This is a genomic window from Paenibacillus sp. E222 (genome assembly GCF_013401555.1).
Classification (GTDB): domain Bacteria; phylum Bacillota; class Bacilli; order Paenibacillales; family Paenibacillaceae; genus Paenibacillus.
In genome coordinates, this window is sequence record NZ_CP058552.1 from 2,223,650 (window position 1) to 2,236,138 (window position 12,489).

General features: G+C 45.6%; 11 protein-coding genes. 8 read left to right on the top strand and 3 right to left on the bottom strand.

Annotated features, from left to right (window positions below; genetic code table 11):
* The first annotated feature begins 74 nt into the window (after nt 1-74).
* From HW560_RS09840 to HW560_RS09870, 7 genes are all read left to right on the top strand, one after another.
* Nucleotides 75-1,727 carry an extracellular solute-binding protein gene (locus HW560_RS09840; RefSeq protein ID WP_179262928.1) on the top strand — a complete coding sequence of 551 codons (1,653 nt, stop codon included), beginning with the start codon at nt 75-77 and terminating at the stop codon, nt 1,725-1,727.
* A 304-nt stretch (nt 1,728-2,031) separates the two neighbouring features.
* Nucleotides 2,032-3,720 carry a DUF6138 family protein gene (locus HW560_RS09845; RefSeq protein WP_179262930.1) on the top strand — a complete coding sequence of 563 codons (1,689 nt, stop codon included), beginning with the start codon at nt 2,032-2,034 and terminating at the stop codon, nt 3,718-3,720.
* Between the two features lie 69 nt (nt 3,721-3,789).
* The gene (locus HW560_RS09850) at nt 3,790-4,842 is read left to right on the top strand and encodes a hypothetical protein (RefSeq protein ID WP_090904637.1); all 1,053 of its coding nucleotides are present in this window, start codon (nt 3,790-3,792) and stop codon (nt 4,840-4,842) included.
* A gap of 187 nt (nt 4,843-5,029) precedes the next feature.
* A complete protein-coding gene (locus HW560_RS09855) occupies nt 5,030-5,842 on the top strand; it encodes a hypothetical protein (RefSeq protein ID WP_090904638.1) in 813 nt (270 codons plus the stop codon).
* Between the two features lie 42 nt (nt 5,843-5,884).
* On the top strand, nt 5,885-6,847 hold the full coding sequence (locus HW560_RS33780; RefSeq protein ID WP_256222499.1) for a hypothetical protein: 963 nt from the start codon (nt 5,885-5,887) through the stop codon (nt 6,845-6,847).
* A gap of 51 nt (nt 6,848-6,898) precedes the next feature.
* Nucleotides 6,899-7,585, top strand: a complete 687-nt coding sequence (locus tag HW560_RS09865) for a hypothetical protein (protein WP_090904753.1) — start codon at nt 6,899-6,901, stop codon at nt 7,583-7,585.
* A gap of 18 nt (nt 7,586-7,603) precedes the next feature.
* Nucleotides 7,604-7,873 (top strand): DUF4176 domain-containing protein, encoded by a 270-nt coding sequence (locus HW560_RS09870; protein ID WP_090904639.1) that lies wholly within the window; start codon nt 7,604-7,606, stop codon nt 7,871-7,873.
* Between the two features lie 92 nt (nt 7,874-7,965).
* Here the strand turns inward: HW560_RS09870 and HW560_RS09875 are convergent, their stop codons facing one another.
* The 3 genes from HW560_RS09875 to HW560_RS09885 form a co-directional block, all read right to left on the bottom strand.
* Nucleotides 7,966-8,241 carry a WXG100 family type VII secretion target gene (locus HW560_RS09875; RefSeq protein WP_111620624.1) on the bottom strand — a complete coding sequence of 92 codons (276 nt, stop codon included), beginning with the start codon at nt 8,239-8,241 and terminating at the stop codon, nt 7,966-7,968.
* A 226-nt stretch (nt 8,242-8,467) separates the two neighbouring features.
* Nucleotides 8,468-9,571, bottom strand: a complete 1,104-nt coding sequence (locus tag HW560_RS09880; protein WP_179262932.1) for a stalk domain-containing protein — start codon at nt 9,569-9,571, stop codon at nt 8,468-8,470.
* 485 nt (nt 9,572-10,056) lie between these two features.
* Nucleotides 10,057-10,263 (bottom strand): hypothetical protein, encoded by a 207-nt coding sequence (locus HW560_RS09885; protein ID WP_090904643.1) that lies wholly within the window; start codon nt 10,261-10,263, stop codon nt 10,057-10,059.
* A gap of 327 nt (nt 10,264-10,590) precedes the next feature.
* Between HW560_RS09885 and HW560_RS09890 the strand changes: the two genes are divergently transcribed.
* The gene (locus HW560_RS09890) at nt 10,591-12,225 is read left to right on the top strand and encodes a copper amine oxidase N-terminal domain-containing protein (protein ID WP_257031831.1); all 1,635 of its coding nucleotides are present in this window, start codon (nt 10,591-10,593) and stop codon (nt 12,223-12,225) included.
* Nucleotides 12,226-12,489: the final 264 nt, after the last annotated feature.

Here is a 12,489-nt window from a genome sequence, read left to right on the forward strand (position 1 = left end):
TGATATATGTTTGCTTCCCCGGCTGCACTATCCTTTTCATGTAAGGGCATTCAAAGTGATTGAGGAGGGGTTTCATGTATAGAAAAATGATGACTGCATTGCTTGCACTGACGATGGTTGCCGTAACGGCATGCAGTTCGGGGGCAAAGGAAGAACCATCCAAGGAAGCGGCTGCGCCACTTGCGCTGCAAGACGGTAAGTATGAACCTGCGGTTCAGATGAGCTATTTGCGAGCCTGGAATGATGATACAAAGTTCAAGAACGGAGAGACTGCACAGAACAACGTGCACACCAAATGGGCCAAAGAGCGTCTGGGCATCGACCTGACCACGCCTTGGGCTGTGTCCGTGACCAATGATGCTTTTTATACGAAGCTTCGTCTCTCCCTGTCGGCTAACGAGGAGATGCCGGATATCGTCTCCATCCGTGGGGACTACAATCTGGTGCGTGAGTTGATTGAGTCGGGTAAATTCGCCGATGCAGGTGAACTGTTCGACAAGTATGCATCCGACACATGGAAAGGGGCTGCTGAATCCGCACCGGAAGAGTGGTACCCGTACATGTATGAAGGCAAACGGTATGGTATTCCGATCTTTGACTATGCTTACAACGGCGACCCGGTTATGTTTATCCGTGAAGACTGGCTGAAGAAGCTGGGACTGGAAGAACCCAAAACGATCGATGAGCTCGTGACGGTGATGGATGCATTTACGAATCAGGACCCGGATGGTAACGGTAAAAAGGATACGTACGGTCTGACGGTCGGCATGAAAAATGCCCTCAATACCTGGATGACTGAATCCGGCTGGATCTTCGGCATGTACAACACGATGCCAGGACAGTGGAATCTGAATGCAGAAGGAACACTGGAATACGGCTCGGTTCAACCGGGTGTGAAAGAAGGACTTGCAACGATGAAAGACTGGTTGTCCAAAGGCTATCTGCCGAAGGAAGCCGGCGTATATGATGAGATCAAGGCAGCTGAACTGTTTACAGCAGGCAAAGCCGGAATCATTGTGGGACCACACTGGATGCCGAACTGGCCGATCGATGATGTGAAGAAAAATGTGGACGGCGCTACCTACAAAGCCATTGCCCTGCCAACCGGACCGACTGGCGAGAGCCATCACCACGGTTCAGGTGCCAGCAACGGGGTTGTGTTGATCAACAAGGATATGGCAAACCCAGAAATTTTCTTCACATATCAAAATTATTTGTTCGATAACTTCGCTAATCCAGAAGTGGGTGGGGAGTTCGAACATGGCTTTGCCCAAGGATATGACTTTGATATCGTAGATGGTAAAGTGCTTGGTGAAGCTGAAGTGAAAGATGGGGTATCCCCCCTCAAATACACAATTACGTATGACGGTGCACGGATTCCGAACCTGATGATGGATACATTGGCAGAACTCGCTACAGGCAAGCAGCCTGAAACACCATTTGAGAAAAATACAAAAATTGCCAACAAACCTGAAGTGTTCGCTGCGGCTCAAGTCGTGGTAGCTCATAAGGATGATGCAATCAAGAACAAATTCACGGGTGCACCGACGGATACGATGAAGATGAAAAAAGATGCACTCGACAAGTTGGAGAAAGATACGTTCAGCAAAATCATTTATGGTCAGATTGGCATCGATGAATTCGACGCGTTCGTAACGAAGTGGAAATCCATGGGTGGCGATCAAATCACAACGGAAGTCAATGAATGGTTCAAAACAGTCAATTAATACCGTGAATGGTTTACGAGATGAATCATACTAAAGTAATACAAGAAGGAAGAAGTATTTCGTAAATACACCGGATTTGGGCGGGAAATCGCCTGAATTCCGGTGTTTTTATTTTGCGTGGGGGATGCATAGACATGTATGGAAGAGCTTATCCATTCATTTCTTGACGTACAACCGTACGTAAGACTTATTGTTTCGCAGATGCGCGAGAGAGTAGAATAATAAGTAATATACGAACATCAATACGTATTTTTAGCATAGATGGTTTGAGCAATGATCTGATTAATGGGAAGGCGGTCGAAGCATGAGTACACGCTATGATCAGGCAATGGAAGAGATGATTGAGGTAATTGAACAATGGTTTGATGAACAGTTGAAGCGGGAAGACCTGGAAAAGGCAGTGAAGCGAACAACGCTGCAAATGGGAATCTTTAATGATATTTTGCTGGATTACAGACCTGGACGGACTACGTTAGACAGTGTGGACCTTGGATTGGATGAAGGATTGAAATCAAAGAATGCAGGCCCATTTACCGAGGAACAGGTGCGGAATGAAATTCAGCCCAAGCTTATAGAAGTGGTTCAAGGAAAATTAGACAAGCTGGCGGATACACCCTTGATCGACTATCGGTTTACCTTTCGCGGGAAATTCCCAACGACAGAAGGAAAGCTGCAAGTGACCATGCTCGAATATATCAACGAAGGGAAAAGGCAGCAGTTGCTTGAGCGCATTCATACATACGTAGACCAAAAGCTGCTGAATGGTACATATCCAACAAAGCCGTTGGAATCCTTTTTTTTGACGCGTCACCTGCTTGACCCGAAATTGTTCCCTGAACTGGACGTAGCGTGGACTATAGCGCAATATGATCGTATTCAGGAGTTAAATAAAGGACGTCAGGAAGCCCTGGCGGAGCATCGTGGTGATATTATTCGCGCAATAACGTCATGGGCAGAGCATTATTTTTTGCCACGCTACTTTGATGTACAGCCTTCTGCGTACAGCACCAATGTATATACACTTAAGCCAGGTGCTTCTTTGGAGGAGGACCAGCTTCAGAGTGAGCATGGGCATCATGTGGTACAGCCTATTGATCTGCTGCTGTATGCAGCCGTGATGATTCTTCGATATGAGCCTAGTTACAGTAAACCGAAAGGCCTCAACTTCCTGGAGCTGGCGAAACAGCTTGGCAGTAACCGAGCAGCGCGCATGATGACGGAAGGTAGCGGAACCTATGCCAAGGAAGATATCTATTTGAAAAATGAGCATGTGGAATGCACAGCCAACGATGTGTTCTCGATCATTACCATCATCATTCGCAAGGAAGAAGCAGCTGCCTACGAACAAGCCATTGCTTTTATCACCCGTTTGCTGAAGCAGGGTTTCCCCAAGAGTTACAAGATCAAGCTCAAATCCAGCGTGAAGCAGTATCTGCCTATTAAAGGTCTCGCGAAGTCGGATACGCATCGATTTTTCGCAAACCTACTTGAGTACCCGGAGCTGCATCCGCTGCTTGAAGAATATGCACGTGCAGCAATCGAAGAGTTCGAATTTTATGCGGATACAGAGGGTGAAAAGAACTGTATGCCAGGCAGTTACGCAACCTTCGGACTTGGACTGGCAGATGAACGGTATTTCCCGTTGGTTGAATATTACATGGGAGAAGTGGATGATGAGCACCAGTTGGTACAGGATAAATTCACCGCTGCCTTTGCTGAGACACAAGGTGTAACGGCAAGCACGGTACCTGCATTAGTTGCCTGTTTGCTTCGTTCTACGGATTCTTTGAAGCTGAAGATTCAGCCAGAGTTGGAGAATGAGGATAAGCTTGAACTTTTGGTCCAATCGTTGCATGGGATGGAAACCTATGAAGTGGAGCGTGTGCTGTATCCGATTTGGGGGAAGGTAGAGAAGCTTGCAACGCTGGCACGCAAGGCGGATGGTAGACGGAAAGAGTTGCTGCTAGAGCTGTTAAAAGCTGCAGGGAAATAAGGATATATCCGTGAGGACTTTTCAAGGTTAATGTGATGTATGAGGATACAGGTAAAGGTGGGTGAGTATATGGGGCCATTGAATCGGGATGCATGGAAAGGCTTATCTGCTCAGGAAAAAGAGAAGCGGCTGCGTGATTTGGTCAATCATTTTCCCAAAGGTATGAAGTATGAGGGATTGGAGACATTTGAACGATTCGGTCAGCGAATCGAGACAGGTGTATTTTCGTATGATGAGCAGCGATTTGTGTTTGTGCCTGGTGATCGGGTGACACTTGGATGGGATCGTTGGCAGGATGGGATGAACGAGGAGACTTCCTCAGATTTTCTGGAGACGGTCAGTGAGTATGGTGTGGAGGATGTGGATTCTTTTTTAAGTAGCCAGATGTCTCCGGTTAGGGACGTGCACATTGCTCCCATGCTGGTGGAGTGCAGCAGCCATTCCCTTGGTTGGATTGAAGTGACGGAAGCTGAAGCGATGGCGCAGGAGAATGCCTATTTTGCAGAAGAATTGGAGAAGTTTAAGTTGTCCGATCTGAACCAGTATGAACTGCATCAAGAGTTCCGTCTGGTTCGTCAAAATGAGGCAGTACAGATATTTTGGTTCAATGAAGATTTGACGCTGGAGTACCTCATCGATGAAGAAGAAAAAGCAGGTTTTGGTTTGCTTACTGAAGATGAGTGGGAGTATCTGTACGGAGGGGGCTGCCGCACGTTATTTCCATGGGGAGACAGCTTCGACTACACGTTGAAATTGAAGCATTTTGGAAGCCTCGAAGAGGTGGAGGGAATTGTGGATGAATCGATAGAGCCGGACCCTTCCCTATTCGTCGAGAATGACCGTCCGTATGATTTGGAGCTGCCCAACTTTTTTGGTGTCCAGTTTGCTGGAGATCCCTATAATTATGAGCTTACGCTTGATGGATCTGGAAACATGATGCCCAAAGGTGGCGACGGTGGCGCGATGATCTGTGGTGGGATGGGACCGTTGGTCGGCTTCCTACCGGCTGCGGCCGTATACTATCGTGATGGTAATGCAGGTGAGTTGGACTGGGAGGATATGATCGATTACATGAACTATCGGAGAGTGATTCGTTTAACTGACTTGGCAAGGGAATTTTGAGTGTTAATAAATTAGTAAGGGTACAGCAGCATTTGCTGTGCCTCTATTCATTTTTTGGGTAAATATAATCAGGTTGATCATCCCAATATCAGGAGCGTGGGCGCATTGAGCACAGCTGCATATCCTTTTACAATAAAATGATAGACTTTTACATAACATGTTCAATCTTATATTAAGGAAAAGGGGAATGACTTTGCCTTCATATACATCGTTTGAATGTTCTGGCCGAGAGGCCTTGTTTCTGTTTCAACTGATGAATATTCCCGAAGCAGAACAGCTTCTCCGGGATCTCAATAATCCTTCCTTGGAGGGTGAGCAGGCGGAGGGTATGTATAAACAAGTTGTTAACCGTCTGGTTAAAGATAGTGTCATTGAAGTAGAGGATGGGCAAGTCACTATAGATCGGCAAGTACATAACCTGCTGATGGGGTGTAAGCTCAGTAGTGCAGTTATCCGGCTTGAACTGCATATCGTGGATGGTGAATCGTCCGTGACTTATGGTTTTTTATCAGGCATGCAAATTGTGGAATGGGTATGGATGCCCGCACGGGATCAGGCGGTACTGTCTTCTTTCAAAGAATTACAGGATCTGTTCCAACTCATGGGGAACCGGATTGAGTTGCCCAATACGGCAGAGGAAATGTTGCGCACAGCCATTCAGGCAGAAACGTTGCAGCAACTATTCGCGTTACCGATCGGATCAGACGTCGAGTCCACTCAATCGATTTTACAGCAGGACCATCACCTCAATGAGTCGTTGATCAACGAGTTATCCCATGCTTTCGTGACGATCTTAAGACAGGGGCAGTTTGATGTGTACACTCGCGGGACGGAGGGCAAGCCGCAAACCATTTATTTTCTGGGCAGTACCGGTGGCAATTGGTTATTCCTTGAAGGGAAAGATACAGATCTGACCGCATTCAAGGTGACCGAAGAAGAGGTGGTGCAGAGTCTATTTTTGCTAACGACACGTTCATTATCTATGTTGCCTCTGGTCTAAACCACGTGTAATCATCTACGCAAGTCGAAGGAGGAATTCCAATTGACCAAAATTATCATGAAAGCGGACTACCTGAACTCCCTCGCACAGCAGATTGAACAGGTTACCGCACAACTGCAGCAGGTGGATGGCGCTCTGCAACGTTCCATTCAGGGTGCAGTCTGGCAGTCGGGGAATCGTCAAACTATCATCGGTTTATACCAGACACACCAGCAACGGTTTCAGAACGCTGGACAGAATATGCAGCAACTGGCGGCATTTGTGAAAACCACCCGTGAGCGAATGGAACAGGAGGATCAATCAGGTGGTACATTTGGGCTGACCGGAATTAATCCAATCGCTCCATTTGACGGACCAGGAAGCACGGTAGGAACACTGACGGGAGCCGCGGCTGTTGCCCGGTTGGGATATCGCGTGAAAAATGGCTACATGGTCAAGCCGCAGCTGGACCGGAATACGCCGCGTATTTTGGTTCGTGAAAGTTACGATTCGGTCAAAGATAACAAGATTGTGAACGGAAGACCAAGAGACTACAAAATTCATTATGTCCGTGACATCGAAGCCAAACTTACTAATGGAACCGCTACCCCGCAGATCAAGGAAATAGCCTCTATGGTCAAGCCGGGTTATGCGGTCAAATCTGCATTAACGGACAAATTGGGATGGGCAAGTGTTGGCATTGATGTTTTCACTGATACCCAGGAGAACATTAGCCATAATGCGTCTAGTGACAAAGTTGCTGGCGATATCATCGGTAACGTTGTTGTCGGCGGGGCAACAACCGTTGGCGCGACACTTCTGACAGCGGCTATTCTGCCTGCAGCAGCACCTGTGTTGGCAGTAGGCGCAGTTGGTTTAGGCGTATCCGTAGGCCTGACTTATCTTGCGGAAGGGATAACCATGAATATGGATTTGGATGGCGATGGGAAGGATGATTCTGTGAAGGATGTCGTTAAGCATGGTGCAAAGAAAGCCTGGTCTACAGTAGCGGGGTGGTTTAAATAAATGGCAAGCAAAAAACGTAAAACTTCAACGACCAGCGCCTCGGTTTCTACGATGTATGAAGGAACGTCCTATCATCGGGATACATTCGAAAATTATCTGGCTGTATATGCGGTAGATGGCATTCGATTCAGTGCGGGTACGCTGGTGCTTTTCTTTCTTAATATATTCCTGTTAATTCCCGTGTTCAGTGCTCCGTTCCAATCCGCATACGCCTATATTCTCCTACCGTTGCTAGCGGTGATGAATGTGTGGGCCATCGCGTTGATTGTGGCACCACGAAGGTTGCAGGTGAATTATGTCCTGTTTCGGGGTGTGTTTGGGATCGTCTGTTCTTTGGGTTTTATGGTCATTGTGCAAAAGTTCGCATACGGCATGTTAGGCCTTACAACGCCGTGGTACGCCATTGGATCATTTGTTTTATATGGATTTGCATTATATCAGTATGCGAAGTTTCACTTGCGTAAACTGCAACAGTATCCTCAGCGGAAAAAAGGGGATAAGGGCGCTAGAATGCCAGTAGCTACGCTAACGATGTTAACGGGGGGTGGATATCTTCTGGCTAACATTTCACTGGCGTTTGTTACGCAGCAGACCGTAGCTGTCGTGCTCATCTGTGTCTATATTATGCTGGCTTTTGTTGTATTTCACTTTATTATGGATGTGCACCGATACTACTGGCTTCGCCAGGTGTTGAACAAGTCTGATGAGGTTCATGCCAATAATAAAAACATAAAATGATAAAGGAGGACAATCACTATGGAAAAAGAAACATCCACTTTATTGCCTACTGGCTCCGTCATCCTTTTAAAAGAAGGCACCAAAAAGCTGGTCATCTATGGACGCAAGCAAATGTTGATGACGGAACCACCACGTCAGTTCGATTATATTGGCTGTTTGTACCCGGAAGGGTATATCAATGCGGATTATACCTATGTATTTAATCATGAAGATATCGAAGAGATTATTTTCAGGGGTTATGCAGATGAGGAAGAAGAGGCGTTTGCTGTAAGTTTGAGTGAATCATAGAAAATGCAAAAAGCCATGGCCTTGAAGGAATGATAACTCATCTTCGGGTACATGGTTTTTTTAAAGCAATGTGATGTGGCATGTGCTTTTGCCTATCGGGACTGATCCGCTTCACGAAAACGGGTCGCCGTCTGCTGAAGACTATTGCTTGTTTCCTGCAAACCACGCAAATAATGGCTCACAGACGTCAGGCTATCATTCATTCGTTGTAGAAACTCACGCTGACGCTCACCTTCCCACTGACCCTCAGACTGATCAATCATCGTTTTGAGCTGCGTAAGGATAGCATGCCCGTTCTGCGAGGCCTTGTTAAATTCACCTGCAAGTTGCTGCAGTTGCTCCGGGGATAAATCGATCCGTTGGTTCATGAAGTACACTCCTTATCTTTTCTTCTGTTAGATGCAGTATACTTCATTATAACGCTATTCATTATGAAATGAATCCGGACGAAAGCAGTGTTTTCAGAATCATAGCAATCATCTTGTATAGGACAAAACACACATTGAATCTGTCCCTGACCACAGGAAGAACAGAATGATGTGTGTTTGTTAGTTTTATGATTTTCAGTGTGTTTCTATGATTCTAGCTGCGAAATTATTTCACTTTTTGTACAGATACAGCCATTTGCTCCAGCTGTGTATGAGTCAAAGCGTTATTTGTTGAGCTGAGGGTCACATAGCGATCATCCAGTTTGAATGTCAGCATGTCGGTTTGATCCGGTGTGTACCATTTGGCGGTAACTCCGTTGGGCAATTTAACATTTTTGCCATCATAGCTGAAGGAGAAGTCTTTAGGCGACACCGTGACATTCATGTGATTGAAGACAAAGTTTACACCATCGCCACCTGCAGCCACACTTTTGAATGAATCCCCGGCAATCATGTGTTGTGGTGCGTACGCAGTCTCAAATCCTTGGAATTTCGCAAAGGCTTTGCGGATGGCAGCTGATTGTTCTTGGGTATATTTCACATCAGCGAAGCCCGTAACGCCTTGATCATTGCCTTGAACCTTTTGCACAGATACAGCCACTTGCTGCAACTGAGCCTGAGACAGCTTATGGTCAGGTGAGCTTATTGTGACGTAACGATCATCCAGTTTGAACGTGAGCATACCCGTTTGATCCGGTGTGTACCACTTGGCTGTGACGCCATTGGACAGTTTGACATCTTTGCCATTGTAACCGTCCGAATAATCTCTTGGAGACACATCCACTTTCATATGATTAAATGTAAAGCTCACTCCATCGCCGCCAGCACCTACACTTTTGAACGTATCACCTGCAATCATCTGCTCAGGAGCGTATGCTGTCTCGAAGCCATCGAACTGTGCAAATGCCTTTTGAATGGCTTCTTTTTGCGCTGCGCTATAGGTTACATTGTTCAATGTGGAAGGATTGCTTATAGCTTCTCCGATGATCACCTGTCCTTTTTTACCGTCATACGATACAGGTACATGCAGCGCATCAGCAATGGCACGTACAGGCAGATAAGTTGAATTATTGTAAGTGATTGGAGCCAGTTTGTTGCCATTGCCATCCGTTGGTGAGTACGCCGCACCGTCTACATTGAAGCTGATCCCATGGTTGAGATATGCCGAGATTTTCTCCAGCTGAGTGCCTGCGAACACGCCCGTTGCTCCTGTTAATGTCATGCCCAGTACCATCATCGTTGCTGCGGATTTCTTCAAGTTTTTCTTCATGTGTATAACTCTCCTTTAAATTGTGTTTTTTATAATGGCTTGCTGTCCTTATGGCTTTATATTACCCGCGGAACATATCCAGAATAATTCTGAATTATCTCGAACTTGTAAACATGTGTAAGGATTTTTCATTTGGAATTTGTTGTTTAGAGGAGAGCATTCACATTATTGATGTTGGAGAAGCAAGGAGAGGGGATATTCATTTCGATCAGGCAGCCGCGCTGACTTCCTTCATTCCCACATCTGTTACAGAGAGAGAACTGTCAGAGATTGCAGCTGATTTTGAGCAGGGATATACACAGGAAGGTAATTCTTTCAGCAGGAAAAGTCTTTATGAACAAATGCATATGTGGGTGATACGTGGACTCTTGGCCATCCTAAGAGAGAAGGGAATGGTTCGCCACACCATCCCATATGTACAATGAAACCTTAAATTACTCGAAAAGTTCAGACATGTACTTTACTTTGCTGAGATTAAGGGCTCTTCAATTCACTAAATACAGGATGAAACCGCCTATACCGAGAACGATGGCACCAACGTATACATAGGTAAGTTTGCTCAGATTTTGCCTGGTCCTGCGATCATACTCGGGGTTGCTGGTCTGATTCGCTTTTGAATTCCCGATGATCATGGTAGCAATTCCACCGAATAGGGCAATGCCAACAATTAAAATATAGGGCAGCAATGTCATGCGATGACCTCCTTCATTGAAATCAATCGTTCTTTTCATTGTACTTCAAGTTTACCTTGGATGTAAGTTTTTATTGATAAATAAAGGAAAATAAAGTCCTTCTCTTACAGTATGTATGCGGTGCTAAATGGAGCGGATCACTATAATTTTAAAATTTTAAATTTGAGATAAACCTTGTTGTGACGCGTATTTGCGGCTTTCCTGAGCGGAGGCTGCAATTTTTTTTGCCCAGAGAGTGATCCAGATTGAAGAACCCTGCGTTATACCCTATGAAGACGACGACGAGGAAACAAAGGATAAACAAAACTAACCGAGGAGTGACACGTAATGAAAATGAAAATGAAGAAATTTATCGCACCGATGCTGAGCTTGACGTTATTAATGCCGGGAATCGCCGGGGCTGCTGCAGCACCACAGACACCAATGACTACAATGAAGGCAAGTGTCAATACACCTGCTGCTGACCTGAGAGCGAGCCTGGATCACCTGTTATCCGAACACTTTGCACTCGCAGTAACCGCAATGGCGAAGGCATATGACGGAGCAAAAGATGCAGACGCAGCTTACAAAGCACTCGACCAAAATGCATTGGACATGCAGCCGGCAATCGCTTCCCTTTACGGTGATGCAGGAGCCAAAGAATTCGAACGTATCTTCCGCGCTCATAACAAATATACAGATGATCTTGTGAAAGCAACTAAGATGGGTAACCAGGCTGGAATCAAACAGGCTCAGAATAATATCAACGGTTTTGTAGAAGAATTCTCTACATTCCTCAGCACCGCAACGGAAGGCAAATTGCCAAAAGAAGCAGCCAAAAATGCTTTGAAAGTACATGAAGATCTCGTGCAAAAAGTATTTGATGAATATGTAGCAGGTGACTACACCGATGCATACAAAGCTTACCGTAAAGGTTTCAAAGAAATGTTCGACGTGAGTAAAGCACTTTCCACAGCAATCACAACACAAATGCCTGAGAAATTCGAGAACAGCAAAGCGGATACACCAGCAGCTAATCTGAGATCTGCACTGAACCACTTGGCTTCCGAGCACTTCGCTCTGTCGGCTCTGCAAATGCAAGAGCAATACGATGGCCGCACAGCAGCATCCAATGCACTGGTTACAGCTGAAGCTGGAAACACAGCGGATTTCAAGGCAGCGATTGCTTCCATTTACGGTAATGACGGTGCCAATGCGTTCGAGAAAATTTGGGTAACCAACCACGTGAATGCACAAAGCGACTATGTAACAGCGGTTAAAAACAATGATGCAACAGCTCGTGCAGCTGTGGAGAAACGTATTGACGGATTTACAACGGAGTTCGCGACGTTCCTGGATTCCGCTACAGCGGGTAACCTGCCAAAAGCTGCCGGACAACAAGCATTGACGACACATGAGAAGCAAGTACAACAAGTATTGGATCAATACGCTGCGGCTAACTACGAAGGTTCGTACACGACTAACCGTGAAGGATTCAAAGTTATGTTTGGTGTAGGTCAAGCCCTGGGTAATGCAATTGTGACTCAATTCAATGATAAATTCCAAGAGCAACCCACTACACCGACAATGCCCGAAACAAGTACAACAACTGTATGGATGCAGCTGAACAGCAAAACGCTGAAAATCAATGACAAAACAACCAACATGGACACCAAGCCAATGCTTTGGAAAAACACAACCTATATTCCACTGCGCTTCCTGAGCGAAGGAATTGGTGCAACCGTGAAATGGGATAAAAAAGCACAACAAGTAACGGTAATGGCTGGCAATGATACATTGAAGTTCTGGGTGAACAACAACGTTATGGAAGTGAACGGCATGAAGAAAAATGTGGGTGCAACGGTCTTTGTTAACAAAGATGGACGTACACAAGTGCCACTGCGTTTCATCGCTGAGCTTCTTGGGTGGGATGTAAAATGGACTCAAAAAGACGGCTCCATCACATTAACTAAATCCATGTAATTACTATCTATAAAAGAAAAATGAAAAGAGCTGCCCCATACGGCAGCTTTTTTCATTTTCATTTTAGTGTGTATTCCTTATCTTATCTTATCTTATCTTACTTTGGGAATCAGCAATCCAATCTGTATTACATGGACGCAAAAAGGCCACATCAAAATATTCAAATATTTGGTATAATCAAGGCAGTCAGCAACCTCGACACGTGTTTTTGCTCACGGTACGGTGGTGGACTGTACATAATTGTATTCATTAGCCCGTTGGAGT